Genomic DNA, 24,781 nt, shown 5'->3' with positions numbered 1-24,781 from the left:
ACCTGACCCGGACCTGACGAACCTGACGAGCCGCCGTCGATCAGCGGTCGGACCGGCGTGCGGGCGCCCTCAGGACGGGCAGGGGGTGCCGCGCGGCAGGGCGTACGGCGCCGCGATGCTGTAGGTCCCGGGCTGCGTCACGTGGAGGCGCACCCACGGGATGCGTCGCGACTTCGTCGCGGGGACCTGGCCCAGGCAGGAGCCCGCCAGCTCGGTGTCGGGGACGCGGCGTCCCTTGTCATCGACGATGCTCAGCCAGGGCGACCAGGCGATGCGCAGCACGGTCGACCCGGCGGTCGGCATGTGGACGGTGAGCCCGGCGGCGTTCCAGCCGACGAGGGTGGCCGGTGCTGCGGTCATCGGCGCCGGGTCGGTGACCGCGTAGAGGGTCCAGATGCGGTCGGACCAGATGCGGGTCAGGAACGGGAGCCCGGCGCGGACGAGCTGCGACTCGCGCAGCCCGGCGTAGTCGGCCGTCGAGGCCGGGAGGACGACGAACCGCACCGCCCATGACCGCAGCCAGCGCTCGTACTGGTGGGCCGTGAAGGGCTTCTCGGTGCGGTAGAAGATCGGGTTGCGCGCCACGTCGGCCTGGCGGTTCCACCCGCGCGCGAGGTTGACGTACGGCGCGAGCGCGCTCGCCTCCAGGTGGCTCGTGCTCGGCACGACCTCGACCCGTCCGAGGTCTGCGTTGCGGGCGTCCAGCTGCGCCACCAGGGCCTGGACGTGCCCGTCGAGGGTGGCCGCGGACGCCGAGCCCCGGATGTCCTGACCGGCGATGAACACCTGCCAGCCCGTTGCGATCACGATCGCGAGACCGAGCAACACCCGCCCTGCGGGACGCCCGAGCCGCTGGGCGGCGGTCGACGTCCACCACCTCCCCGACGCCGCCGCGACGAGGACGACTCCGCCGAAGAGCAGGGACATCCGTGAGACGTTGGTCCCGATGGGCGTGGGCACGATCCAGACCACCAGGACCGCGGCGGCGTAGACGGCGCAGCAGATCCGGGCGAGCCGCCACGCCCGAGGGAGCAGCGCCCACCCGGCGCCGGCGAGGACCAGCGGCAGCAGCGCCGTGCTCCAGGAGAACGGCTGCACGCCGAAGAACGGGAAGACCACCGCGGTGACGGCGATGACGACGACCGGGGCCACGCCGAGGGCGAGCGATGCCGGGCGCCGCCCGCGCAGCCACAGCGCAGCCGCCACCAGCCCGAGGAAGAGCCCGGCCACCGGGCTCGACGCCGTCGCGAGCGCCGCCAGCAGGAGGGCCAACGCCCCCCGGACCCGCCGCACCCGAGGACCGGAGCCGAGCCGGTCGGGCCATGCGAGCACCACGGCGACGGCCGCGAGCCCGAAGACGATGCCCAGGCCGAAGGTCACCCGGCCGGAGATCGCGTTGCCGGTCAGCGCGATGGCGGCGTAGACCCCCGCCCAGCCGGGCTGGGTGACGGCAGGGACCCGGCCGAGCATCAGCGTCACCAGCGCCGCGGAGAGCGTGCCGACGACGAGCATCGTGAGCCGGACGCCCAGCAGCCCCATCACGTACGGCGAGATCAGGCTGTACGACGCTGGGTGCATCCCGCCGTACCACGCGAAGTCGTAGGCGCTGGTCGGGTGGGCGGCGACGAAGTCGGTCCAGGCGTCCTGGGCCGCCAGGTCACCACCGGTCCCGGCCAGGAACCTGATCCACAGCAGGTGCAGCACGAGCGCGCAGCCCGTGGCCAGGAGCACGGTCCGCGCACTCGCCCCCGAGGCGAGCGGTGGAGTCCGGCGGTCCACGGCGTGCACGGAGCGGCCCTCCTGCTCGAGAACGGACTCCACCTGTTGTCGCACCCTGCACCTGATCACGACATGACGGGCAGCAGACCCAGCACGGTCATGCCACACGACTGGGTCGTCCTCGACTCTAGATGACTAATTCCAAGGGATCGTGCAAGCGAGCGGCGCTCAGCGCCGCGCTGGCAAGGCGCGGCCGCGATGTCGTACTTGGTCGTCCAACGAGCGTCCGCAACGCCGCCAGCGTGGATGCTGAGCGTCGCGTAGCGTGCGAGCCCTTGGAATTAGTCATCTAGGCCACGCCCTGGCCTCGGCCGGACCGGTCAGCCCGAGGACTCGCATCGGGACTCCTCACCTCGATCCTCCTCCGCACCGACCGGTACCCGGGGGCACCAGGAACGGCCCCGCGAAGCGATGCGTCCGGACGTCGCTTCGCGGGGCCGCCTGGGTTTGGCCGCTCCTCGTACCCGTTCATGGGCCCAGCGGCCGAGGTCTCGCACCGGTGAGTGCCGGTGGGAGTTGGAGGCGGAGACCATGCCGCCAGATACATGGCCGGGACTCAGTCGAAGCGAACCCTGCGGGCTGGCACCACGGCCTGGCGGTACTGCCGCTGCAGCCGCGCCAGCGTCTCGTCGTGCAGGCGCCACTCGACCGAGGCAGTGGCGTCGTCGACGAGCACGACGCGCAGGTCACGGGCGTAGGCGTCGGTGGCCGTCGCGGCGATGCACGACTCGGTCGAGACACCGGCGAGGACGAGCCGGTCCACTCCCCTCTCGCGCAGCCGGCTCTCCAGCGGAGTGTCGTAGAAGGCGCTGTCCCGGGTCTTGACGATGCAGAGGTCGGGCTCCAGCAGCCCGTCCAGCCGGCGGGCGCCCTCGGTGCCCTCGATCGCCATGCCCTGGTCGTCGTCGAGCATGTTCAGCGCCCACGTGCTCCTGTCGCGGGCGTGCACGGTCTGGGCCTCCACCACGAGTGCACCGGCAGCGCGGGCGGCGCGGACCAGCAGGTTGCTGGCGGCGAGGACGTCGGCCTTGCAGCGCGCGAGCTCCGCGTCGGCGAAGTAGTCGTTCTGGAGGTCGATGACCAGCAGAGCCGTGGTCATACGCCCGCCGCCTTCAGCTCCTGCAGCCTCACCGGGTCGACGCGGATGACACCTGCCTCCCAGTCGAGCTCGTCGAGGTCTGCCAGATCTACGTACACCGAGTGCCGGTGCAGCCACCGGACCACCGTGCGCACCAGCCAGGGCCCCATGTCGGGACGGCGGTCGTAGCCGAAGTAGGAGCCCGGGCGCCCCTTCCCGACGACCAACCCGACCACCTTGATCCGCTCGCCGGGGTCGGACGTCTCGCGCTCCAGGCGGACGTCGAGCGGCCGTCCGAGCCTGACGCCGTCGAGGTCCTGCACCGTCATCTGAAGCAGCTGGTTCAGGCGGCGGCTGCGCTCCCCCCGCCGGACCAGCAGTCCCTCACGGCCAACCGTGAGCTTGACCGCGCTGTCCAGGTGGTCCACGAGCTCGAGGTCGATGCGGTAAGGGTCGTCACGATCGGCCATGGTGGTGCCGAGTCGGCGCCAGTAGTCGTGCAGGACCCGGCCGACCCGGCCGTCGCCGTAGCGCGGCGCCAGTGCCGCTGCCCCGACCAGGAGGCCGCTGACTCCGAGCACGCCGTCCGCGAACACGGTGAGCTCGAGGTCGTCGACCTTGCACACCATCAGGTCCTCGGCGTCCACCACCTGCCGGTCGAGCAGGTGCAGCACGGCGTCCAGGGTGCCGGTCAACCGGTCGGGCTCGCTCGTCGTCCCAGCCACGTCACGCTCCCATCCGGGTGATGATCATGAGCGGGATGGCGGCCAGCGCCGCCACGCCGATGAGGACGAGGTAGACCGAGCCGAGTGTGTTGGCCAGCCGGCCGTTCGCGTAGGCGCCCATGTAGTCGGGGTCGTTGGCGACCACCAGGATCGGGAAGTAGGTGAGCGGCAGCGCGACCGCCGAGAAGACGACGGAGAACTCCGTGACGAGGATCGGATCGACCTTGGTGAGCAGGATCGCGGTCCCGGCCAGCGTCGCGAGGAGCAGCACGACGTGGAACCGGGCCGCGACATCGGTTCGCACGTACTTGCCCCACTGCCACCCTTGGTATTGGGCGATGCTGTAGCCGACCGACAGCCCGCACTCGCACGCCGCCCCGAGCGTGGCGGCCACGAAGCCGATGAGGGCGACGGCCAGCCCGATCTTGCCCAGAGCCACCGCGACAGGAAGGCCGACCTGGCCCAAGGTGTCGACGCTGGCGTCCATCGGCCCGAAGACCAGGGCCGCGCAGGCGGCGATGGAGAGCGACAGCATCCCCCCGAGCGGGAAGCCCACCAGTACGTTGAGCCGCATGGTGCGCAGGTCCTTGGTCGTCCAGCGTTCCTCCACCCCTCCGGACGAGAAGAAGAAGACCTCGTACGGCGTCAGGGCGGCCCCGAACAGGGCGACTGCGTAGTAGGCCCACGTGCGCCACTGCTCGTCGCCGGGCTTGTCGACCACCGCCATGCGATGGAACAGGTCCCCCCAGTCCGGGCCGAGCTGCCACAGAGCAACACCGAAGACGACGAGCCCGAGTCCGAACAGGCCGAGGACGTTCTCCATCACCGAGAACCGCGCCCGCCACAGGATCAGCCAGATGACGAAACCGACGAACGGGACCAGCAACAGGTAGTTGACCGACGAGACGAGCTGGAGGGACAGCGCCACACCGCCGATCTCGGCGGCGAAGGTGAGCAGCGTGACCGCCATCGAGGCCACCAGGTTCGCCATGCCCATCCGCGGTCCCAGCCGCTCGCGCACGATGTCGAAGGTGGCCCGGTGGCTCACCGCGGCGACCCGTCCGGACATCTCGGCGAAGACGCAGATGCCGATGACCCCGACGACGGTGATCCATCCGAGCGCCAAGCCGAATCTGGCCCCCACCTGGGCGTTGGTGACCAGGTCGCCGATGTCGACGAAGCCGCCGATGGCGGTGAGGATGCCGAGCGCCACCGCGAAGAGCTGCTTCACCGACTCACCCCGCGGCCGCCGGCGGGTGCTCGAGGTCGTCCTCGAGCTTCTTCAGCGCCTGGGCCGCGGCCTCCAGCCGGTCCGCCAGCGCTTCGTAGCGGTCGCTCTCCCGGTCCACCACGGCGATGCGAGCGGTCGACACCAGGCTGCCCGCCTCGTCGATCTGGCTGGTGACCGCCTGATAGCGCTTCTGCTCGGCGCGCGGAGGCTGCCGCGTGCCGATGGCGTCGCCGGCCTTGCCGACGCCCCTCTCGGCATCGACCAGCACGGTCTGCAGGTAGCGGTCGAAGACGCGGCCGCGCCGGTTCTCCCGCAGCGCCAGCTCGGCGGTCTGCACCGACGAGGAGGCGTCCGACACCGCCCGCTGCGCGTCGATCCGCCACGAGTCCCCGTCCGGCGTACCGGGTGCGCACCCCGCAGCCGCCGAGGCGATTGCCACGAGCCCGGCGGCGGCCGCGACGTGCCGCCACCGGCGCGGACCCGTCACCTCGCTACTTCTTGGCGGCGGCCTTGCCGCCCTTGCTCCCGGCCTTCTTCTTCTGCGCCGTCGTGCCGCCCTGGCTGCTGTCGCCACCCTTCCCGCTCTGCTTGCCGCCCTTCTTCGAGGCGTCCGGGGAGTTGGCGATCCTTGCGGCGCGCTGCTTGGACATGCCCTTGTCCTTCAGCGCTTCGTACTGCTTCTCGTTCTTGACGTTCGCCGACTTGCTGGGCATGGCAAAACCTCCTCAGGGGTGGCGGTACGCGCGTGCTCCTACGAGATCACCGCGTCGATGGTCTTCTTGAGAGCGCTCGGCTGGGACGGCTTGCGCGGTGCGCGCTCCTTGGCGAGGAGCAGGTTCGCGCCCAGCTCCTTGAGCCGGTTGCGCCCGAGGCCCTCGCGGACCTTCGGGAACCACTCCTGCTCCTCCTCCTCGATGTGGTGACGCACGTTCTCGATCAGGACCATGGTCTTGGCACGGAACCGCTCGTCCTCGGGACTCATGGCGGCCAGCTCCATCACCAGGACGTCGGCGACGTGGTGCTCCTCGTAGGACTCGAGCACGTCGTCCTCGAGGTCCGGCAGCAGCTCACGCACCCTCGGGTACATCACCTCGTTCTCGATGTAGGTGTGCACGGTGAGCAGCTCGATGATCCGGTCGACGAGCCGTCCTTGCTCCTTGTGCGCGTCCTCGCCCGACCTCTCGAACTCACGGAACAGGCGCAGGACCTCTTTGTGGTCCTGCTTGAGCAGGACGATGGCGTCGGTGGACCCGTTCGTGTTCTTCGTGGTGGTGGCCACGGCAATCCCTCCCGATGTCGCGCATGGTTGCTCAGGAGGGGTACCCACTACGGGCGGTCTGCAGGCGGACCCAAAGGATGAGGTCGACGAGTCGGCTCCCGAGACCTACCGGGTCGCGGCGTCAGGACTATCCGTCGCGAACCCGTGCCGGATAGCCCAGCCGACGGCGTTCGCCCGGTTCTCGACGCCGATCTTGCGGTAGGCGGTGCGGATGTAGGTCTTCACCGAGTTGATGCTGAGGAAGCACGTCTCGGCGATCTCCTGGTTGGACATGCCCCGGGCGATCAGGGAGACGACCTCGAGCTCGCGAGGGCTGAGTCCGAGATCGGCCCCGAGCCGGCTCGCCCTGACCGCCGAGTCGGCGGAGCCGACGATCGGGTTGGGGCCGGTGTCGCCCTCCTGCCAGTCGGTCCCGGCGGAGGCGACGGCGGCCAGCAGCTCCTCCCCGTCGGCCCCGATCGAGAAGAACCCGTCCGCGCCCGCATCCAAGGCCTTCCCCAGGAGATCGGGCCGGAGGTCGCGGCCGACGGCCAGCACCTTCGCGGTGGTCATCTCGACGAGGTAGCCCAGGGCCCTGGTGTCACCCTCCAGCAGGGCCATGACGTCGTAGAGGACCACGTCGGGATCCGGGTGCTCCGGGCGGGTGGGCAGCGGCACCACCCGCACGACATCGGGACGCCTGGCCAGGATCGAGACCAGTCCCTGACGAACGATCTCCTGTGGGCTGTAGACAGCAACGCGGAGGAGCGGGCCGGCCATCTACAGACTCCTTCCTCGCGGGCCGACGGGAGTGCGTTCCCACATGCATATCCACCAGCTCAGATCTGATCAAGACCTGACACGGACCCGGCTTTGCCGAGGATCTCCGGCACCAGGTGCCGATTTCCCTCCGCAAACCCACCGATGCGGCCCCAGTCGGCTGACCCGGGGTCACGCACAGATCGGCGGCCGCCTGCCGGCCCATGGCCGCGCCGCCTCGAGCTGGCCGGCGAGCCGGAACAGCCCGGCCTCGTCGCCGTAGCCGCCGAGGAAGTGCACGCCGATCGGGAGACCGTCGGCGTTCCACCACAGCGGCACCGACATCGCAGGGTGCCCGGTGAGGTTGGCGACCACGCCGGCGTACGCCACGGTGGCGCCGCCGGCCTCGAGGGCGCGCAGCGGTTCGTCGTCGGTCGAGGTGATCTCCCCGATCCGCGCGGGCGGAGCGGACATGGTCGGTGTCAGCCAGGCGTCGTAGCCGCCCAGCCAGGCGGCCACGCCACGGCTGAACCGCTGGCACTCCTCGACGGCCAGGAGGTAGTCGGCGGCACTCACCTGCCGGCCGAGCTCCCAGTACGCGCGGGTGAGCGGCTCGAGCTCGCCGTCGGCTGGTGGGCGGCCGAGCCGACGGGTCCAGTAGGCGACGATCCAGGCGGTCGCGGTGTTGAAGACGGTGCCGATGGCCGACCCGACGTCGGGACCGAGACCCGGCAGCTCGGCCTCGACGACGTCGTGGCCGAGACCGGTCAGCAGCTGTACGGCGTCGTCGAGCGCCGCGACGCAGTCCGGGTGCGCGGGATCATCGTCGAACCGGCGGGTGCTGAAGCCGATCCGGAGCCGGCCGGGATCGGCGCCGACCTCGCTGAGGAACGGCCGGCTCGGGGCCGGGACGGAGTAGGGGTCGCCCAGCGCCGGACCCGAGACGGCGTCGAGCAGGGCTGCGCTGTCGCGGACGCTCATGGTGAGGGCGTGCTCGATCGCCCAGCCGCTGACGGCGTCGCCGTACTCTGGGGCAAGCGGCACCCGAGCGCGGGTCGGCTTGAGGCCGAAGACCCCACAGGCGGACGCCGGGTAGCGCAGCGATCCGCCGAGGTCGTTGCCGTGGGCCGCCGGGACCATCCGCGAGGCGACCGCGGCGGCCGACCCACCACTCGAGCCGCTCGTCGAGCGGTCGGGGTCCCACGGGTTCCTCGTGGGGCCGTGGAGCAGCGGCTCGCACGTCGGCACCATGCCGAACTCCGGCGAGTTGGTCTTCCCGAGCACCACGACACCAGCGCGGCGCAGGCGACGGACCAGCTCGGAGTCGTAGTGCGACACCACCCCGCGCAGGTAGCGCGACCCCTCGCTGAACGGCACTCCCTCCATCTCGGTGATGAGGTCCTTGAGCAGGTAGGGGACGCCGGCCAGCGGTGCGTCGGTCCGGACCTCCCGCGCCGCGGCACGGGCCTGGTCGTAGACCGGCGCCACCACCGCGTTCAGCCTCGGGTTGAGCTCCTCGATCCGCTCGATCGCCCACTCGGTGAGCTCCACGGCCGAGACTTCGCCGACACGCACCAGTGCCGCCTGCGCCACCGCATCCAGGGCGGTGACGTCCCGGTCGGCCATGCCGCTCAGCGCCTGAGGTCGCGGAAGGCGTCGAGCAGGGTCGACCGGGCCTCCGGCGAGAGGGTCTCGACCGGGACGGTGCCGAGCAGCTCGAGGGTCTCGCGCATCTGCGCGATGTAGCGGGTGCAGGGGTCACACACGGAGAGGTGCTTGCGCACGCGACGCCGGTCGCGCCAGCCGAGCCTGCCCTCGAGGTAGTCGGTGACGAGCTCGACCATCTCCTGACACGTCAGCGCGGCCATCTCAGCTCCCCTCCAGGTACGCCGCCAGTCCGGCGCGGACGGCGGTGCGGGCACGGTGGAGCAGTACCCGCTGGTTGCCCTGCGAGATCTCCAGCATCTCGCAGACCTCCTCAGCGGTGTGGCCGAGCACGTCGCGCAGTGTCAGCACGATGCGCTGCCGGTCGGGCAGCGTGTCGATCGCCGACTGCAGCTCGCCACGGACCTCGCCGGCCAGGACCGATCCTTCAACGGCCAGCTCGTCCGGCCACGCTGCGGGGGCGGCTCGCCAGCCGCCGGGGTGTGGCTCGCCCTCGGCCTGGAAGAGCGCCGGGTCCAGGCTCGGTCCCGAGTCCTCGCCGGCCACGGTGCTCCACGGCAGGGTCTTGTGCTCCTTCACCCCGCGGGTCTTCGCGGTGTTGACCAGGATCCGGAACACCCACGTCCGGAGCAAGGACCGCCCCTCGAACCGGTCCAGCCCCTTGATCACCGCGAGCCAGGTCTCCTGCACGACCTCCTCCGCGGAGGCTTCGGTCGAGACGAACCCGCGGGCGACTGTCAGCATGGGTCGCGACCAGTCGCTGACCAGCCGCGTGAACGCGGCCTCGTCACCCGCACGCAGCGACGCGAGCAGCTCGCTCTCGTCTCCCGCCACGCGGGAAGAGTAGCGATCATGAGCGGTACTCCGGGTTCTCGAAGTCGAACCGGGTGCCCGCGTTCCACTCCGAGCGCTGGTTGCCGTAGCCCGGCACTCCCCCGGCGTCCTTCAGCATCGTGCCCAGGTGCATCAGGTTCCAGGTCATGAACGTCGTGTTCCGGTTGGTGAAGTCGTTCTCGGGGCCGCCGCTGCCGGGGTCGAGGTACGACGGGCCGGGGCCGGCCTCGCCGATCCACCCGGCATCGGCGTTCGGCGGGATGGTGTAGCCGATGTGCTGGAGGGAGTACAGGACGTTCTGTGCGCAGTGCTTGACGCCGTCCTCGTTGCCGGTGATCAGGCAGCCGGCCACCCGGCCGTAGAAGAGGTACTGCCCCTTCTCGTTGAGCTCACCGGAAAGGGAGTACATCCTCTCGATCAGCTGCTTGGTGATGCTCGAGTTGTCGCCCAACCAGATGGGCCCGGCCACGACCAGGATGTCGCTGGCCAGGATCCCGGGGTAGAGGTCCGGCCACTCGTCGGTCTCCCAGCCGTGCTCGCGCATGTCGGGGTAGACGCCGATGGCCACGTCGTGGTCGACCAGCCGGATCTCGCTCACCTCCACGCCGTGCTTGCGCATGATGGCGGCGCTGGCGTCGACGAGCCCCTGGGTGTGGCTGCGCTCCGGGCTGCGCTTGAGCGTGCAGTTGACGAAGGTGGCCTTCAGGCCGGTGAAGTCGTGGTCCATCGGGATGCTCCTGTCGGGCGGTTCGGTCAGATGAGCTCGGCGTCCTGCTCCACGCAGAGCAGGGCCGGTCCGTCGGCGGCGAACAGCTCGGCCATCGCGGCGTCGAGCTGGTCGCGATGGGTGATGCGGATCCCGCGGGCGCCGCACAGCTCGGCGTAGGCCGCCCAGTCGGGGTTGGTCAGCGAGGTGTGCCAGACCGGGTAGTCGGCGGCCAGCTGCTCCTTGCTGATCTTCCCGAGCGCGCTGTTGTTGAGCAGCACGTGCTTGACGGGGATGCCGTGGTGGACGGCGGTGGTCAGCTCCATGGCGTACTGGCCGAATCCGCCGTCGCCGGTCACGGCCACCACCGGCCGGCTCGGGGCGGCGGCCCACGCACCCATCGCGGCCGGGTAGCCGAAGCCGATCGAGCCGAGGTAGCCCGACATCAGCACCGGCTGGCCCTTGGACTCGAGGTAGCGCCCCAGCGAGTAGGCGTGGTTGCCGACGTCGACGGCCACCACGGCCTCCACCGGCAGGTGCTCGGACAGGGCGGCGAAGACGGCGGCCGCGGAGACCCCTCGCCCCCTGTCGTCGGCAGCACGGCGAGCCTTCTCGGTGCGCCAGATCTCCCAGCGCCGAGCCACGTCGTCACGCTGGTCCTCCGCCTTGGTGCCCGCCGCCCGGATCGCCTCGGCCAGAGCCGGGACGACGACGGCGGCGTCCCCGAGCAGGTCGGCGGTCACGGCGTCGAAGCGACCGATCGCGGTCGGAGTGTCGTCGATCTGCACGATGCGCTGCCAGGGCGCGATGCCGGTGTGGCTGGAGAACGACGCGCCGACCACCAGGAGCAGGTCTGCCTCATTCATCAGCCAGCTCGCCACCGGAGTGCCGCTGCGTCCGAGCACGCCGGCGCCGAGCGGGTGCGTGTCGGGCACCAGCCCCTTGGCCTTGAACGTGGTCAGCACGGGCGCGCCGAGCTGCTCGGCCAGCGCCACCACCTCCTCCCGCGCTCCGCGGGCGCCGTGGCCGGCGACGATGACCGGGCGACGGGCGCCCGCGACCAGCTCGGTCGCGCGGGCCAGCGCGTCTGGGTCCGGCCCGACCGGGCGCCGCGAGTAGCGGCCGTCGGGCGACCCGGCCACGGCGTCGGATGGAAGGGCCTGCACCTCGTCGGGCAGGACGAGGTGGGCGACCCCCCGCCCGTCCCGCGCGTGCTTGACCGCGAGTGCGGCCAGCTCGGCGTGGTCGCTGCCCGCGTGCACGGTGGTCGTCGAGATCGCGACGTCGCGGAAGACGGCGCCGAGGTCGAGGTCCTGGAACGCACCGCGCCCGAGCACCTTGGACGGCACCTGGCCGGAGATCGCCACCACCGGGGCGCCGTCCAGCTTGGCGTCGTACAGGCCGGTCAGGAGGTTGGTGGAGCCGGGGCCTGCGATCGCGAAGCAGGCGGCGGGGCGGCCGGTCAGCTTCCCGTAGGCGCTGGCGGCGAAGGCCGCCGCCCCCTCGTGGCGGATGCCGACGAAGCGGAGCTCGCCACGCTCCTCGGCCCGGCGCAGCGCGTCCGCGAAGCCGAGGTTGGAGTGACCGACCATCCCGAACACGGTGTCGACGCCGTGCGCGACCAGGGTCTCGACGATCACGTCGGCGACCGTCCGGCCGACCTCGAGCCGCTCCGGGAGGCGGACCCGGACGCCGTCGCGGCCCTCCTCAACCTCGTACGCCGGCACCCGGTCGTCGAGGTGCTCGGCCAGCGCACCGGGCGGGGCGCCGGTCACCGGGTCGTAGTCGTAGCCGTGCCACGGGCAGCGCAGCAGTCCCTGCTCGATCGACCCCTCCCCCAGCGGTCCGCCCTGGTGGGGGCAGTGGTTCTCCAGCGCGCCCAGCCGCCCTCCGCACCGGGTCAGTGCGATGGACCGCCCGTCGACCGTCACGCTCCGGACGCGCCCCTCCTCGGGGACGTCGTGCGGGTCCACGTCGTGCCAGGACTCGGTTGCGGTGGTCATGGAACGCTCCTTGCGACGATCGAGACCGATGCCGCATCAGTGCCGTGCACGTCCCGGGGCGTTACAGGCGGCCGGACGGGACACCTGCGCCGGCCTCAGCCTGGAGCCGCCGTAACGCCGACGCCGGAGCGGAGACGGAGGTGCGTGGACCTCACCCGCACCCGCACCCGCACCACCCTGCACGCCGTGGCCGAGCTGTTGCTCGCCGGCCCGCAGTACGCCGCCAGTGGCACCATCCGGCTCCGCGTGCTGCCCGCCGGCATCGGCACCGTGGCCGCGCCCGACCTGCGGCTGGAGGGCACCGAGCTCACCGGACCGGGCGGTCGGCACCCGCTGACGGGGACCTATGCCGAGGCCGCCGCGGCGATCGGCGTCGAGCCGCGCAGCCTCGGCGACGTCTACCGCGACAGCGTGGCCGTGCGCGCCGGCGACGCGATCGACGTCGACACCGACCGGCTCGCCGCGCTCCTGGACGCGCTGGCGCGAGGAGCCGCGGCCCTGCGCGCGTTCGCACCGCCGCAGGAGCCGGTGCTGTGGCCCGAGCACCTCGACGTCGGCATCAGCCTGGACGAGGTCAACTACGGCGTCTCTCCGGGCGACGCGTCGCTGCCGGAGCCGTACGCGTACGTCGGCCCGTGGACCGCTCGCCAGGGACGGTTCTGGAACCAGCCGTTCGGCGCGGCCCGGCCGCTCGCGGCCCTCGGGGACGTCGACGCGATCGCCGACTTCTTCGGCGAGGGAGCCGGGCGCGCGGCGGTCGACCCGCCTCGCGACGTCGCGTCGTCGTAACGCCGGCGGGCGCGGGCAGACCGAACACCATGAGGACAGTCCTGCCCACGACCGCCGACTTCCCCGCCATTGCCGACCTGCGCGACGAGGTGCAGCCGGTGCCCCGACGGCTCCGAGGAGTCGTCGCCGGAGTCACCGTCTTCGACACCGTCGAGGCTGTCTATGCGTGGGACACACCCAAGTACCCGCACTACCTGGTGCCCCTGGCGGACGTGGCCCGCGGACACCTCGTCGACGAGGGTCGCGACCAGAGGCTGCGCCGCGGCGACGTCCGGGTCCACGGACTCCGGGTCGGCGACACCACGATCCCGTCCGCCGCGCGGCTCTACGACGCGGGCTCGGGACCGGTCACCGACCTCGTCCGCTTCGACTGGGACGCCCTCGAGTGGTTCGAGGAGGACGAGCAGGTCTTCGGGCACCCGCGCAACCCCTACACCCGCGTCGACGCGCTGCGCTCCAGCCGTCACGTCCGGGTCGAGCTCGGCGACGTCCTGCTGGCCGAGTCACGCTCGCCGGTCCTGGTCTTCGAGACCGGCCTGCCCACGCGCTACTACCTCGACCGCAGCGACCTCGACCTCCGGTTCCTGCGGCGCACGGACACCAGGACGGTGTGTCCGTACAAGGGCGAGACGAGCGACTACTGGACCGCCGAGGTCCCCGGCCGGGTCGAGGTCGACGTGGCGTGGTCCTACCGCCAGCCGTTCGCGGCCCTGGCCCCGATCGCCGGGCTGGTCGCCTTCTACGACGACCGGGTCGACCTCACCGTCGACGGCGTCCCCGCTCGAGCCCGGGGTGGACGCCTCGGGGAGCTGACCGCTCACGGCGTACGCCGCCTGCGCTCGCCGGCCACGACGACGCAGGCAACCGTCAGGGCTGCCAGCACCAGCCACCCGATGACGTAGTGCCGGTCCAGGAGCGAGGGGTTGTGCGTCTGGGCCCCGAACGACCCGAGCACCGGGATCGCCAGCAGGGTCACCGACCCCAGGACGACGAGCCCGACTGCCGCGGGCGCACGGTGGGACACCGGCAGCAGGCGCGCGAGCCCGGCGACGACCACCAGCGTGAGCGGTGCGAGCACGAAGTCGTGCAGCACGACGCCGGCGACCAGCCACTTCGCAGCACCGACCAGCTGGGCGCGGTCCTGCCGCGACACCAGGAGCCAGGCGCCGTAGAGACCGAGCAGGACGCCGAGCGTGCCGATGAGCGTCCGACCCCTCATGTCAGCACCTCCAGCCGGGTGACCCACTTGGTCTGCAGCACGCCGGGCCGGTTCGGCGCGATGATCCGGGCCGGGTAGCCGTGGTCGATCGCCAGCGGCTCGCCGTTGAGAGCCAGGGCGAGCGTGGTGCGGTGGTCGGCGGCGAAGTTGCCGGGCAGCGTGGAGTGGCGGAACGCCCCGCGCTCCTGCAACGAGGTGACGACGACGTCCGACCCGGCCGGGGCGTCCACCAGGTCGAGCAGGGTCCGCAGCCGCACACCGGTCCACGTGCCGCTCGCCGACCATCCCTCCACGCACGCGATGGGCAGCTTCTCGGTCTGCTGGTCCATGCCGAGCAGCTGCTCCCGCGACAGCGAGACCGACCGGTCGCCGTGCACCACCTCGAGCCGGTACGCCGCGCTGGTGGCGGACGACGTGACGCCGGCGGCGAAGGCCGACTTGGTCACCGGCAGGTCCTGTGGGCCGCCGCCGGAGTGCGGCGCGAGGACCGAGGCCCTGCGCAGGAAGGGCACGGTGTTGCCGGCGACCGCCAGCACCGCGACGCCGGTGGCCACCCAGGTGGCACGGAGGAGGCCACGCCGGGACAGGGCGGCGGGCCGGGTCGCCGACGGCCGGTCGTAGGTCGTGGCATCGACGTCCGACCCCAGAGCGCCGCGGATGATCGGCAGCTTCACCGCCACGTGGACGAGGAGCGAGCCGATGGCCACCCAGGCCAGCGCGTAGTGGGTCGGCCGGAACGAGAAGTCCCACGGGTACCACTCGGTCACGTTGGCCAGGCCGGAGGCGAGCTGGAAGATCGCCGAGGCCACCAGGACCCCGATCGACGCGCGCTCCAACACCTCGAGGGTGAGCCGGCGCACGTCGCCGGGCGGTCGCTGGAACAGCTTGGGGTAGACCGTCCAGAGCTTCACGAGGAGCAGCGGCACGCACGCCGTGCCGGTGACGACGTGCAGCCCCTGGGTCACCCGGTAGCCCCACGACGGGCTGGTCGGGAACGGGACCGGCTGGTCGACGTTCTGCGCGTAGTGGCTGATCAGCCCGGTCACGAACGCGATGCCGAAGCAGATGCCCAGCACCAGCCCGACCCGCGCCGCCACCGCGGCGCTGCGCAGCCGCGTCGTGAAGGAGGCGTCGCTGGGCGGGGAGGGAGCGCGCACCACGTTCAGTCCTCGCAGGCCGCTCATCGTTACGGGTGCAGCACCGCGCACCAGCGGCCGTGCGACCGGTGCAGGTCGACGCGGGCGAAGCCCGCGGCGGCAGCCACCTCGTCGATGTCGTCGATCCCGAGGAGCGCCCAACGGAACGGCCGGCTGCGGGTCTCGCCGCACTCGAGCACGGCCCACTCCGTGGCGCTCGGCACTCCCGGCGGCTGGAGCTCGACCACGGCCCGACCCTCCGGGTCGAGCAGCTCGCGGGTGCGGGCGAGGAGCACCTCGGGGTCGCCCCCGATGCCGACGTTGCCGTCCGCGAGCAGTGCGGTCTGCCACCGACCCTCTCCCGGCAGCCGCTGGAAGACGTCCCGGCACAACGCGTCCACCCCTCGGTCGCGCGTCTGCCCGACCGCCTCGTGGACGACGTCGATGCCGAGCACGAGGTGACCCGCGGCCGCCAGGGCTTCGGTCAGCCGGCCGGGGCCGCAGCCGATGTCGAGGGTGCGGCCGACGCAGTGCGCGATGAGCGCGAGGTCGGTGACGTCGGCGTCGCGACGCCACTCGTGGACCGGCAGCCCCACCGGGTCGGGAGCGATCCCGACGACGGAGCAGGGCAGCCCCCGCAGGGCTCGGGTGAAGAGCTCGGTGAACGGGCGGTCCCCGTCCCGGTCCGGCAGGCTCTCGCGGAGGCTCACGACGCCTCGCGCAGGATCGTCCAGGCGGCCGCGAACCGGCTCCGCGGCGAGAGCCGGGCCACGACCTCCGCGTCGTCGACGGTGTCGACGTCACGGAGCCGAGGTGCCTCGCCCACGCTCAGGCCGATCGCCTCCAGGGCGCGGACCGTCTCGTCGCCGGTGGTGGGCGTCGACATGGGCACGCCGACCAGCGCCGTCGCGCACCGCGGCTCGCGCAGGGCCAGCACCCACCAGCCGCCGTCCTCCGCCGGTCCCAGCACCGCGTCGTACGACGAGAGCCCCGCGGCCACCTCGTGCAGCAGTGACGGGCGGATCTGAGGCGTGTCCATGCCGACCTGCACGACGGGTCCGGGGACGCGGGCGTGTGCGCGAGCCAGCCGCTCCGCGAGGCCGGTGCCCTGCTGCGGGTGCACGGTCCAGCCGGACAGCGCCCGGCGCAGGGACGGGCCGCCCTCCGCCCGGGCGAGGTCTCCGTCCAGCGCGACGTGCCGGGGCCACCCGGTGCCCACGCCGGTCGCCAGCGTGTCGTGCAGCGACGCCGCGGCGAGCACCGCCGCCTGCTCCATCCCGACCACCGCCCCGAGCCGGGTCTTGACCAGGCCGGGCTCGGGCGCCTTGGCCATCACCAGGAGCGACGGGCTCACGAGAGGACCCGGGCGAAGTCGAGCGCGGTCCGGACCGTGCCGAGGAGCGACCCGGACACCTTCGAGCGCGTTCCCGCGGTCCGAGGCCGGTAGCTGACGTCGTGCTCGCTGAACCGCCACCCCGCAGCGACGGCTCGCTGCAGCAGCTCGACCGGGTAGCCGAACCGGCGGTCCCGCACGTCCAGGGCCAGCAGGTCGGCGCGACGGCACACCCGCATGGCGGCGATGTCGTGGGTCGGCAGGCCGATTCGACGACGCAGCCAGGTCACGATCAGCGCGTTGCCGAGCCGCGCGTGCCACGGCCACGAGCCCCGACCGGACGGACGCCGGCGGCCGACCGCGAGGTCCGTCCGGCCGGCACGCACGTCGTCCACCAGCGGCAGGAGCTCGGCCGGGTCGAAGGACCCGTCACCGTCCATGAACGCCACCAGGTCGGCGGTCGCGGCGTCGAGACCGGCCTGCACGGCGGCGCCGTACCCCGGCTGCGCCTCCCGCACCACGGTGGCCCCCAACCGCGCCGCGAGCGCGCCACTGCCGTCGCGGGAGCCGTTGTCGACGACGATGACGCGGAAGCCGGCCGGCACCGCCGGCAGGAGCGCGGCCAGGGCGGGTGCCTCGTCGCGGCAGGGCAGCACGAGGTCGCAGGCGATATCCCCGCTGGTGTCCATGGGTCCTCCGGTGTCCGTGGATGCCCTGCGGAAGCGCTGCGCCGCAGGGTGATCGGCTCGTCTCTACGCTCGGTCCCGTGACCGAGGCGGCGAGCTCACCCGCGCGGGCGCGGGTGTCCGCCGCGGCGTGGCTCGGCCTGTTCGCGGTGCTGGTCCTCCTTCTCCTGGGGTTCGGTCTGCCGCACTGGATGGACTGGTGGGTCGCTCCCCGCGCCCCACGCAACTCGTCTCCACACGAGGCCCCTCCGTTACACGGCCTTTGGCGGCCGAACCTGTTCGGGCCCGGGACGGTGCCGTCGATCGCGCTCGCCCTGCTGGGCTGGCGGTACGCCGCCGGCCTCGCCGAGCGACTGCCGTGGCGACACCTGCTGAGCGCGTCGTACGCCACCTCGCTGGCCTGGCTGCTCTCGCTCGCGCTCGTCGACGGGACCACGGGGATCTCGCGGGTGCTGGGCAACCCGACCGAGTACCTCCGCTCGGCCCGCGCCGTCGGCAGCGTCCACCACCTCATCGAGACCTACGCCGACCGGATCCCCTACGGCGCACCCGACAGCTGGCCCACCTCGCCCGCCGGCCATCCGCCGGGGATGCTGCTGTTCTTCGTCGTCCTGGACCGGCTCGGGCTGGGGGGCGACCTCGCGGCCGGGCTGGTCGTCACCTGCGTCGGCGCCACGACCGCGGTCGCCGTCCTGGTCACGCTCCGTGCGCTCGACGCCGAGGACTGGGCGCGGCGAGCGGCTCCGTTCGTCGTGCTGACCCCGGCCGCGGTCTTCATGGCGGTCTCGGCAGACGCGGTGATCGGCGCGGTGGTCGCGTGGGGGCTCGCCTGCCTCGCCGTGGCCGCGCATCGCTCGCTCTGGTGGTCGGTGCCGGCCGGGCTGCTGCTCGGCTACGCGGTGCTGATGTCCTACGGCATGCCGCTGACGGGCCTGGTGGCGCTGGGCGTCCTCGTGGCCGCCCGCAGCTGGCGGCCGCTCCCCGTCGCGGCGGGGTCGGCGCTGGCCGTCGTGCTCGCGTTCGCGGTGTCGGGTTTCGCGTGGTGGGAGGCCTACCCGGTCCTGAGGGAGCGCTACTGGGACGGCATCGCCCAGGACCGTCCCCAGTCCTACTGGTGGTGGGGCGACCTGGCAGCGTTCAGCCTCGCCGCCGGCCCACTCGTGCTGCCCGGCCTCCTCGCGGGCTGCGCGACCGCGGCATCGGCCGCGTCGCGCACCAGCGCCCGGGTGGTGCTGCTGCTCTCCGGCACGACCGCGCTGGCCGTGGCCCTCGCAGACGCCTCGGGGATGAGCAAGGCCGAGGTGGAGCGGATCTGGCTGCCGTTCGTCCCCTGGCTGACGCTCTCGGTCGTGCTGCTGCCGCCCGGCTGGCGCCGGTGGGGCCTCGGCCTCCAGCTCCTCACCGCGCTCGTCGTCCAGCACGCCTTCTACACGAGCTGGTGACGCGCGGCCCGTACGCCGGACCGTCAGGTGCGCAGTGGCGCGTGCGCGAACGCCGGGAGCCCCTCCTCGGGCAGGACCTCGGCCCGGAACCCCAGCTCCCGGGCCGCGAGCTCCGCAGACGCGACGACGTGCCGGACGTCGCCCGGGCGGAACTCGCCGGTGACCTCCGGGTCCACCCCGGCGCCGGCGCCGCGGGCGACGAGACCGGCCACCTCGAGGATCGTCACCGGGCGCCCCGAGGCGACGTTGTACGCCGCGAAGCGGCCGGCCGGCTCCTCGACCACCGCCCGGAGGGCGGCGAGGTTGGCGCGGGCCACGTCGTCGACGTGCACGAAGTCGCGTGCCTGCCCGCCGTCCTCGAACACCCGTGGCGGCTCGCCGCGCTCCAGGGACGAGCGGAACATCGCCGCCACGCCGGAGTACGGCGTGTCCCTGGGCATCCCGGGTCCGTAGACGTTGTGGTAGCGCAGCGCCACCGCCGCGGCGCCGGCCTGCCGGACCCAGGCGGAGGTGTAGTGCTCCTGCGCGACCTTGCTGGCGGCGTAGGACGAGCGCGGGTCGAGCCGCGCCGCCTCCTCGACCGGCGCCCAGTCGAGCGGGTCCCCACAGACGGGACAGTGGTTCTCGAAGTCACCCGCCTCGAGCGCGGCCACCGACCGCGGCGACGTCGGCTGGTCACCATGCCGGTCGCAGCGGTAGCGGCCCTCGCCGTACACGACCATCGACGAGGCCAGGACCAGCCGGTGGACGCCGGCCTCGTGCATGGCGGCGAGGAGCGCGGCGGTGCCGAGGTCGTTGTGCCCGGCGTAGTCGGGCAGGTCCCCGACCCGGACGCCCGCGCCGACGACGGCCGCCTGGTGGCAGACCGCGTCCGCCCCGGACAGCAGCCCGGTCCACGAACCGGCGTCGCGCACGTCGAGCCGATGCGTGCCCTTCGGCGGGCTCGTGGCGCCGTGGGCCATCGGCAGCATCAGGTCCACCCGCACCACCTCGTGCCCGCCGGCCTCGAGCAGGTCGCCGATCGCGGTGCCGATGAAGCCGGCCGAGCCGGTGAGCAGGACCTTCACCCGGCCAGCGTGCCCGACCACCGGTGACACTGGGCAGGTGCCCGTCCTCGGATCGCTCGCGCCGGCCCGCCGGCGGTTCGTGGCCGGGCTGCTCGTGCTGGCCCTCGCGGCGGCGGCCGCGGTGGTGGCCGCCGTCGTCGTGAGCCGGAAGGGCGACGAGGTCACCCCGGTGGCCCAGGACCGGCCGGGCCCGGTCCTGCTCGTGCCCGGCTACGGCGGCTCGACCACCGCGCTGCAGGTGCTGGCCGACGCGCTGTCCGAGGAGGGTCGCGAGGCGCACGTCGTCGCGCCGTCGGGCTCGGGCACCCAGGACCTCCGCGAGCAGGCGGCCGGCCTCGGCCGGGCTGTCGACGCCGCTCTCGACGGCTCGGGCGCGGCGTCGGTGGACCTGGTGGGCTACTCGGCGGGCGGGGTGGTGGTCCGCTACTACGTGGCGGAGCTGGGTGGCGGCTCGAAGGTGAGGCGGGTGGTCACCCTGGCCGCCCCGCACCACGGCACGGCGCTGGCCGCACTCGCCGGGTCCCTCGGATCGACGGCCTGCCCGGAGGCCTGCGCGCAGCTCGCCCCGGACTCCGACCTGCTGCGCGGGCTCAACGCCGGCGACGAGACCCCGGCCGGCCCGGTCTGGGTGGCCATCTGGACCGAGGACGACAAGACGGTGGTGCCACCCGACTCGGGGTCCCTCGAGGGCGCGCTGGACCTCTCGGTCCAGTCGATCTGCCCCGAGTCGTCCGTCGGTCACGCGGACGTGCCGCGGGACCCCACGGTGATCGCGATGGTCGAGGCGGTGCTCGACACCCACCGAGTGGTCGCGCCCGGTGCCGAGGTCTGTGCCGGTCCGGAGGTCAGTCGGTGACGTCCTTGGTCATGAAGTTCGCCCAGCCGGCGCCGAGGAAGACCACGACGTAGACCAGCTGGAGCAGCACCCCACGCACCACGTCGCGCCACAGGATCGGGTCCCGGAACAGGTCGACGAACGCCAGCCAGTAGCGGGTGGGCAGGTACGGCTGGAGCACGTCGGCCGCGTCCAGGGTCAACAGCAGGGTCGAGGCGACGAGCACCGCGAGCGTGCCGAGGGCGGCGCCGAGCGGCGACTGCGTCACCGTCGAGAGGAAGAGCGCGATCGCGGCCACGCCGAGCATGCACAGCATCCCGTAGGCGAGCGCCAGCAGCGTGCGGAGGACGAGCTCCTGCGTGGACAGCGACGATCCCGAGACGCTGGTGGCCGGCCCGGTGGCGGTCACGCGCTCGCTGCCGAGCAGGAGCACCCCGAGCACGTACGCCGTCGCGGCCACCACGACGACGGTGAGGACCACGAAGGTCATGACCGAGACCAGCTTCGCCACCAGCAGCCGGGTCCGGCCGACCGGCCGGACCAGCATGTAGCGCAGGGTTCCCTGCTGCGCCTCCCCGGCGATCGCCTCCCCGGCGGTGACCGCGACCGCGATCGGGAGGAACAGCGGGAGCACGATGCCCATCGCCGCCAGCGGGAAGAGCGTGCCGTCGGTCAGCACCGCGGACAGGAACGCCGGCCCGGTGCCCGGCCGTGGGCCGATGTCGGTCACGGCCAGCAGCACGGCGACCAGGCTGGGCAGCGCGTCGATGAGGGCGATCGTCACCCAGGTCCGGTGGCTGCGGACCAGCTTGACCAGCTCGACGCCGATCACTTCTCCAGCGCCTCCGCCTGCTGGGCGGCTGCGGCCGGCTCGGTGCCGAACCGGTCCGCGCTCGCCGTGGCCGCGGCCAGCACGACGTCCTCGAGGTGCCGCCGCTCGGCGGCGAGCATCACCACCCGGACACCCGCAGCGACCAGCCGCGCGTTGAGCGCGGCCGGGTCGTCGTACCGCACGAAGAGGGTGTCGCCGTCCTGGTGCTCGACCACGCCGTCGAGGAGCTGTCGCACCACGGCGACGTCCGGGGTGCGGACCTCGACCCGGCCGGTCGGGCGGCGCAGCGCGACCAGCTCGTCCTGGAGCACGAGCCGGCCACGGTCGAGCACGCCGACCCTGGTGCACAGCTGCTCCACCTCGGCCAGCAGGTGGCTGGAGAGGAAGACGGTCGTGCCCCCGGCGTTGAGGTCGAGGAGGAGCTGCCGGATCTCGTGGATGCCCTGCGGATCCAGCCCGTTGGTCGGTTCGTCCAGCACCAGCAGCGGTGGCCGGCGGAGCAGGGCCGCGGCCAGCCCGAGCCGCTGTCGCATGCCGAGCGAGTAGGCCTGCACCGGCCGCTCGTCGACCCCGCCGAGCCCCACGTGCTCGAGCGCCTCGGCGATCCGCACCTTCCGCGTGGACCGGTCGGTGCGCCGCCCCATGGCGTCGAACAGTGCGAGGTTGCGCCGGCCGGACAGGTGCGGGTACGCCGCGGGGCCCTCGACGAGCGCCCCGACCTGCGGCAGCACGCTCCGGGCGGCGCGCGGCATCTCCTCACCGAGCACCTCGGCGCGTCCCGACGTCGCGAGCACCAGCCCCAGCAGGATCCGGACCGTCGTCGTCTTGCCGGAGCCGTTGGCACCGAGGAACCCGTAGACGTCACCCTCGCGCACGTCGAGGTCGAGCCCGTCCACGGCGAGGATTCGGCCGAACCGCTTGGTCAGCCCTTCGGTCCGGATGACGCTGGTCATCGGCGGTCCCCGGTGTAGGTGAACCCCGCCAGGACGTCGTCCGCCGCCCGGACCAGGGCGGCGCGGTCGAGCGTGCCGGCCAGGAGGAACCCGCCGTCCCCGGGGTCACCGGTGAGGATGACGCCGAGCGGCCCCAGCGTGACCAGGGTGCGGTGGGCGAGGTGCTCGACCCCCCGCGTGACCTCGAGCTGGTCGCGAAGCGCGTCCGCCTCGCGGTCGCGCAGCGGGATCGCGATCACCTCGGTCAGCCCCTGGCCGTAGACCCCCACGGCGCCCTCGGAGGACGCGGCCTTCGCCAGTCCGGCGACCGAGTCGGGCGGCCGGATCGGCGCGTACTGGTTGGCCGCGTCGGCGATGTGCAGCACGTCGTCGAACCGCACGTCGGTCGTGGCGGTCGGGGTGAACCCGACGTCGGCCGCGTCGGGCCGGTGGCCGGAGAAGTCGACGAACGCACTCCTGAAAGCCGGAGCGTCGCCGGCGGCGTACACCTCGACCCGGAGGGGCACGCCGGTCCCCGGATCGGCCCAGATGTCGACATGGTCGATGCTCGACTGGTCCGAGGACGGCACCACCCGGAGCCCGGGCGCACTCCTGCCGGCCACCCGGCGGGAGGGGATCCGGCTCACGTCGTCGTCCGTCACGCCGCGCAGCAGCCTCCTCGCGAGCACCGGCGGCACCAGGTCGGCGGTCCGGGGGAGCCGGATGCCCGGGTCGCGGCTGACCGTCGCCCGTGCGTGCTCGTAGTCCCACTCGGTCGTGAGCCCTTCGTCGTGGACGAGGTCGGTCTCGCCCGACACGAGCAGCTGGTCCACGCGCCAGTGGTCACTGTCGCGCCACCACGCCCGCATCCGCGTCCTTCCGCCCAACAGGGATCCGAGGTCACTGAACCGGTCGGCGTCCGGCAGCTCCAGCGACCCCTCGGTCTCGACGTACCCGGACCAGCCCCGGTCGTCGGAGCCGCGGACCTGGGCCAGCAGGGTCGCGGCGCGTACGTCGCTGGGCGCTGCCGGCCACGCGCGCACGACGACGGGGGCCGCGACCAGCAGCAGGATGCCAGCCACGACCAGACCCCAGCGGCGGAACCGCGTCATCTCCTGACGGTACGTCGCAGCCGGGGTCACGGTTCACCGGTCGCGGACCAGCACCGCTCGTGCGTACAGCAGCTCGAACCCCGCGCGCTGGACGTTCTCCTGCGACTTCGATCCCGGTTGGGTCGTGACCACCGCGACCTCGTGCCCCGCGGCCGCCGCGTCGCGCAGCCGGTGGTCCAGTAGCGCCGACTGGACGCCACGGCGCCGGTGCGCGGGCAGCGTCGCCGCGCCGCCCAGCTGCGCGACTCGGCCCGCCGGTCGCCAGGTGCCACCGCCGGCCGGCACGCCGTTCAGCCGGGCGAGGAAGGGGCGCTCGCCCGCCGCGAGCAGCTGCCGCTCGGCGTGCTCGACGACCTGTCGCGGGAACTCCTCGTGGGCCGCGAGCCCCTGCTCGTCGGCGTGCGCCGAGCCCTCGACCACGACGGCCAGCCACTTCTCCCGGTCCGTGGCCGGCTCGACGCTCACACCGTCCGGCAGCGGTCGGTAGGTGTCGCCCGGCCGGAGGCCCCGTCCGAGCACGTTCTCGAACGACACGAGCCGGTAGCCACGATCGACGAGCATCGTCCCCAGCTCGTGCCCGGCGAGGGTGGACAGCTCGACCGACACAGGAACACCCACCGTGGCACAGGCGCCTTCGACCTCCTCGAGCTCGCCCGGGCTCACCGGCGCGAAGCCCAGACCGGCCACCTTGGTGAACGGCGAGTCCACCCCGGCGTACGTCGCGAAGCCGCCACCCAGCCGCAGCGCGAAGGCACCCGGCTCCGTGGCCCGTGCCGCGCCCGCGCAGGCGGCCATCAGCTCGGCCTCGGCGTGCTCGATCTCGGCCGCGAGGTCGACGCCGCAGAACAGCCCGCCCATCAGAGGTCCATCGCGAACCAGACGGCGTCGCGCAGCGGGATGCCGTCGATCTCGACGGGCTCGGGGTAGCCGGTCTCGGGCGTGAACGCGTCCGGGACCACCCGCTCCATCCGGAACCCACAGCGCTGGTAGAACCGCAGGTTCCCGATGTCCGCGGTGGCGGTGGCGAGGACGACCCTCCTCGCGCCGTCCGCTCGCGCCTCGCTGACGGCCCGGTCCAGCAGGCGACGGCCGATCCCCTCACCGCGCCGGTGCTCGGCCACCGCCGTGTTCAGGACCTCCCATCGCGAGCCGTCGGTGTCGGCCTGCAGGTGGCCGACGACCGCCGAGTCCTCGCCCCGCGCGACCCAGACCCGCCCGCGGGCGAGGTAGCCGACCAGGTTGGTCTCGGAGTCCTCGGCCAGCCGGAACGACCACAACAGGTCGCCCCGGTCGCCGTCGTAGGCCTCGATCGTGACGTCAGCGCTCACCGCGAGCAGTCATCGCGAGGCACGGGATCGTT

General features: G+C 73.0%; 28 protein-coding genes. 4 read left to right on the top strand and 24 right to left on the bottom strand.

Annotated elements, in window-relative coordinates:
• Nucleotides 1–69: 69 nt before the first annotated feature.
• The 13 genes from VFV89_RS07440 to VFV89_RS07380 all read right to left on the bottom strand — a co-directional run bounded on the left by VFV89_RS07440 (nt 70) and on the right by VFV89_RS07380 (nt 12,038).
• The gene (locus VFV89_RS07440; RefSeq protein ID WP_329705285.1) at nt 70–1,821 is read right to left on the bottom strand and encodes an MFS transporter; all 1,752 of its coding nucleotides are present in this window, start codon (nt 1,819–1,821) and stop codon (nt 70–72) included.
• 514 nt (nt 1,822–2,335) lie between these two features.
• A complete protein-coding gene (locus tag VFV89_RS07435) occupies nt 2,336–2,878 on the bottom strand; it encodes an isochorismatase family cysteine hydrolase (RefSeq protein WP_329705284.1) in 543 nt (180 codons plus the stop codon).
• Nucleotides 2,875–3,582, bottom strand: coding sequence for a hypothetical protein (locus tag VFV89_RS07430; protein ID WP_329705283.1), 708 nt, complete (start codon nt 3,580–3,582; stop codon nt 2,875–2,877). Before VFV89_RS07430 ends, VFV89_RS07435 begins: the two co-directional genes overlap by 4 nt.
• A 1-nt stretch (nt 3,583) precedes the next feature.
• Nucleotides 3,584–4,813, bottom strand: coding sequence for an NRAMP family divalent metal transporter (locus VFV89_RS07425; protein WP_329705282.1), 1,230 nt, complete (start codon nt 4,811–4,813; stop codon nt 3,584–3,586).
• 4 nt (nt 4,814–4,817) lie between these two features.
• Entirely contained in the window at nt 4,818–5,300 is a 483-nt protein-coding gene (locus tag VFV89_RS07420; protein WP_329705281.1) for a hypothetical protein, read from the bottom strand.
• Between the two features lie 4 nt (nt 5,301–5,304).
• On the bottom strand, nt 5,305–5,526 hold the full coding sequence (locus VFV89_RS07415) for a DUF7218 family protein (protein ID WP_329705280.1): 222 nt from the start codon (nt 5,524–5,526) through the stop codon (nt 5,305–5,307).
• Between the two features lie 38 nt (nt 5,527–5,564).
• Nucleotides 5,565–6,092, bottom strand: a complete 528-nt coding sequence (locus VFV89_RS07410) for a hemerythrin domain-containing protein (protein WP_329705279.1) — start codon at nt 6,090–6,092, stop codon at nt 5,565–5,567.
• A gap of 105 nt (nt 6,093–6,197) precedes the next feature.
• Nucleotides 6,198–6,851, bottom strand: a complete 654-nt coding sequence (locus tag VFV89_RS07405) for a response regulator transcription factor (RefSeq protein WP_329705278.1) — start codon at nt 6,849–6,851, stop codon at nt 6,198–6,200.
• A 171-nt stretch (nt 6,852–7,022) separates the two neighbouring features.
• Nucleotides 7,023–8,456 (bottom strand): amidase, encoded by a 1,434-nt coding sequence (locus VFV89_RS07400; protein WP_329705277.1) that lies wholly within the window; start codon nt 8,454–8,456, stop codon nt 7,023–7,025.
• 5 nt (nt 8,457–8,461) lie between these two features.
• A complete protein-coding gene (locus tag VFV89_RS07395; protein ID WP_329705276.1) occupies nt 8,462–8,698 on the bottom strand; it encodes a zf-HC2 domain-containing protein in 237 nt (78 codons plus the stop codon).
• Nucleotide 8,699: 1 nt separating this feature from the next.
• Nucleotides 8,700–9,329, bottom strand: coding sequence for an RNA polymerase sigma factor (locus VFV89_RS07390; RefSeq protein WP_329705275.1), 630 nt, complete (start codon nt 9,327–9,329; stop codon nt 8,700–8,702).
• A gap of 16 nt (nt 9,330–9,345) precedes the next feature.
• A complete protein-coding gene (locus VFV89_RS07385) occupies nt 9,346–10,056 on the bottom strand; it encodes a flavodoxin family protein (protein ID WP_329705274.1) in 711 nt (236 codons plus the stop codon).
• Between the two features lie 26 nt (nt 10,057–10,082).
• Nucleotides 10,083–12,038: a thiamine pyrophosphate-binding protein gene (locus tag VFV89_RS07380; RefSeq protein WP_329705273.1), complete on the bottom strand. Its 1,956-nt coding sequence runs from the start codon at nt 12,036–12,038 to the stop codon at nt 10,083–10,085.
• Between the two features lie 144 nt (nt 12,039–12,182).
• Between VFV89_RS07380 and VFV89_RS07375 the strand changes: the two genes are divergently transcribed.
• Together VFV89_RS07375 and VFV89_RS07370 are read left to right on the top strand one after the other, a co-directional pair.
• Nucleotides 12,183–12,827: a hypothetical protein gene (locus tag VFV89_RS07375; protein ID WP_329705272.1), complete on the top strand. Its 645-nt coding sequence runs from the start codon at nt 12,183–12,185 to the stop codon at nt 12,825–12,827.
• Nucleotides 12,828–12,856: 29 nt separating this feature from the next.
• Complete coding sequence (locus tag VFV89_RS07370) at nt 12,857–13,729, top strand: DUF427 domain-containing protein (protein ID WP_329705271.1); 873 nt, start codon at nt 12,857–12,859, stop codon at nt 13,727–13,729.
• On the opposite strand, the gene VFV89_RS07365 is transcribed toward VFV89_RS07370, so the two are convergent.
• Genes VFV89_RS07365 through VFV89_RS07345 form a run of 5 tightly spaced genes read right to left on the bottom strand, consistent with a single transcriptional unit; the run spans nt 13,645 to nt 17,204 of the window.
• Nucleotides 13,645–14,046, bottom strand: coding sequence for a hypothetical protein (locus VFV89_RS07365; protein WP_329705270.1), 402 nt, complete (start codon nt 14,044–14,046; stop codon nt 13,645–13,647). The two genes, VFV89_RS07370 and VFV89_RS07365, sit on opposite strands and share 85 nt — an antisense overlap.
• A complete protein-coding gene (locus VFV89_RS07360) occupies nt 14,043–15,203 on the bottom strand; it encodes a molybdopterin-dependent oxidoreductase (protein ID WP_329705269.1) in 1,161 nt (386 codons plus the stop codon). Before VFV89_RS07360 ends, VFV89_RS07365 begins: the two co-directional genes overlap by 4 nt.
• A gap of 29 nt (nt 15,204–15,232) precedes the next feature.
• A complete protein-coding gene (locus VFV89_RS07355; RefSeq protein WP_329705268.1) occupies nt 15,233–15,892 on the bottom strand; it encodes a class I SAM-dependent methyltransferase in 660 nt (219 codons plus the stop codon).
• Nucleotides 15,889–16,536 carry a TIGR04282 family arsenosugar biosynthesis glycosyltransferase gene (locus VFV89_RS07350; protein WP_329705267.1) on the bottom strand — a complete coding sequence of 216 codons (648 nt, stop codon included), beginning with the start codon at nt 16,534–16,536 and terminating at the stop codon, nt 15,889–15,891. Before VFV89_RS07350 ends, VFV89_RS07355 begins: the two co-directional genes overlap by 4 nt.
• Nucleotides 16,533–17,204, bottom strand: a complete 672-nt coding sequence (locus VFV89_RS07345) for a glycosyltransferase family 2 protein (RefSeq protein WP_329705266.1) — start codon at nt 17,202–17,204, stop codon at nt 16,533–16,535. Before VFV89_RS07345 ends, VFV89_RS07350 begins: the two co-directional genes overlap by 4 nt.
• A gap of 77 nt (nt 17,205–17,281) precedes the next feature.
• Here VFV89_RS07345 and VFV89_RS07340 point away from each other — a divergent pair, with 77 nt between their 5' ends.
• Nucleotides 17,282–18,643, top strand: coding sequence for a glycosyltransferase family 87 protein (locus VFV89_RS07340; protein WP_329705265.1), 1,362 nt, complete (start codon nt 17,282–17,284; stop codon nt 18,641–18,643).
• A gap of 23 nt (nt 18,644–18,666) precedes the next feature.
• Here VFV89_RS07340 and VFV89_RS07335 read toward each other — a convergent pair whose 3' ends face one another.
• Nucleotides 18,667–19,710 carry an NAD-dependent epimerase/dehydratase family protein gene (locus tag VFV89_RS07335; RefSeq protein WP_329705264.1) on the bottom strand — a complete coding sequence of 348 codons (1,044 nt, stop codon included), beginning with the start codon at nt 19,708–19,710 and terminating at the stop codon, nt 18,667–18,669.
• A 37-nt stretch (nt 19,711–19,747) separates the two neighbouring features.
• Between VFV89_RS07335 and VFV89_RS07330 the strand changes: the two genes are divergently transcribed.
• Entirely contained in the window at nt 19,748–20,566 is an 819-nt protein-coding gene (locus VFV89_RS07330; protein ID WP_329705263.1) for an esterase/lipase family protein, read from the top strand.
• Here the strand turns inward: VFV89_RS07330 and VFV89_RS07325 are convergent.
• The 5 genes from VFV89_RS07325 to VFV89_RS07305 are packed head-to-tail and all read right to left on the bottom strand — an operon-like array spanning nt 20,556 to nt 24,749.
• On the bottom strand, nt 20,556–21,377 hold the full coding sequence (locus VFV89_RS07325) for an ABC transporter permease (protein WP_329705262.1): 822 nt from the start codon (nt 21,375–21,377) through the stop codon (nt 20,556–20,558). The genes VFV89_RS07330 and VFV89_RS07325 overlap by 11 nt on opposite strands.
• Nucleotides 21,374–22,330, bottom strand: coding sequence for an ABC transporter ATP-binding protein (locus VFV89_RS07320; RefSeq protein ID WP_329705261.1), 957 nt, complete (start codon nt 22,328–22,330; stop codon nt 21,374–21,376). Before VFV89_RS07320 ends, VFV89_RS07325 begins: the two co-directional genes overlap by 4 nt.
• On the bottom strand, nt 22,327–23,421 hold the full coding sequence (locus VFV89_RS07315; protein WP_329705260.1) for a hypothetical protein: 1,095 nt from the start codon (nt 23,419–23,421) through the stop codon (nt 22,327–22,329). Before VFV89_RS07315 ends, VFV89_RS07320 begins: the two co-directional genes overlap by 4 nt.
• 33 nt (nt 23,422–23,454) lie before the next feature.
• A complete protein-coding gene (locus VFV89_RS07310; RefSeq protein ID WP_329705259.1) occupies nt 23,455–24,279 on the bottom strand; it encodes a GNAT family N-acetyltransferase in 825 nt (274 codons plus the stop codon).
• Complete coding sequence (locus VFV89_RS07305) at nt 24,279–24,749, bottom strand: GNAT family N-acetyltransferase (RefSeq protein ID WP_329705258.1); 471 nt, start codon at nt 24,747–24,749, stop codon at nt 24,279–24,281. Before VFV89_RS07305 ends, VFV89_RS07310 begins: the two co-directional genes overlap by 1 nt.
• Between the last annotated feature and the right edge of the window lie 32 nt (nt 24,750–24,781).

Origin of the sequence: Nocardioides sp., assembly GCF_036274455.1 — a bacterium.
In the GTDB taxonomy this organism is placed as follows: Bacteria; Actinomycetota; Actinomycetes; order Propionibacteriales; family Nocardioidaceae; genus Nocardioides.
The sequence above is the reverse complement of the archived record's forward strand: the minus strand, read 5'-3'. Positions and strand labels throughout refer to the sequence as shown.

Bases quoted from the DNA above. Each gene is read 5' to 3' on its own strand.
- VFV89_RS07435 (WP_329705284.1), bottom strand. From the start codon at position 2,878: ATGACCACGGCTCTGCTGGTCATCGACCTCCAGAACGACTACTTCGCC.
- VFV89_RS07415 (WP_329705280.1), bottom strand. From the start codon at position 5,526: ATGCCCAGCAAGTCGGCGAACGTCAAGAACGAGAAGCAGTACGAAGCG.
- VFV89_RS07405 (WP_329705278.1), bottom strand. From the start codon at position 6,851: ATGGCCGGCCCGCTCCTCCGCGTTGCTGTCTACAGCCCACAGGAGATC.
- VFV89_RS07400 (WP_329705277.1), bottom strand. From the start codon at position 8,456: ATGGCCGACCGGGACGTCACCGCCCTGGATGCGGTGGCGCAGGCGGCA.
- VFV89_RS07395 (WP_329705276.1), bottom strand. From the start codon at position 8,698: ATGGCCGCGCTGACGTGTCAGGAGATGGTCGAGCTCGTCACCGACTAC.
- VFV89_RS07385 (WP_329705274.1), bottom strand. From the start codon at position 10,056: ATGGACCACGACTTCACCGGCCTGAAGGCCACCTTCGTCAACTGCACG.
- VFV89_RS07380 (WP_329705273.1), bottom strand. From the start codon at position 12,038: ATGACCACCGCAACCGAGTCCTGGCACGACGTGGACCCGCACGACGTC.
- VFV89_RS07370 (WP_329705271.1), top strand. From the start codon at position 12,857: ATGAGGACAGTCCTGCCCACGACCGCCGACTTCCCCGCCATTGCCGAC.
- VFV89_RS07365 (WP_329705270.1), bottom strand. From the start codon at position 14,046: ATGAGGGGTCGGACGCTCATCGGCACGCTCGGCGTCCTGCTCGGTCTC.
- VFV89_RS07345 (WP_329705266.1), bottom strand. From the start codon at position 17,204: ATGGACACCAGCGGGGATATCGCCTGCGACCTCGTGCTGCCCTGCCGC.
- VFV89_RS07320 (WP_329705261.1), bottom strand. From the start codon at position 22,330: ATGACCAGCGTCATCCGGACCGAAGGGCTGACCAAGCGGTTCGGCCGA.
- VFV89_RS07315 (WP_329705260.1), bottom strand. From the start codon at position 23,421: ATGACGCGGTTCCGCCGCTGGGGTCTGGTCGTGGCTGGCATCCTGCTG.
- VFV89_RS07310 (WP_329705259.1), bottom strand. From the start codon at position 24,279: ATGGGCGGGCTGTTCTGCGGCGTCGACCTCGCGGCCGAGATCGAGCAC.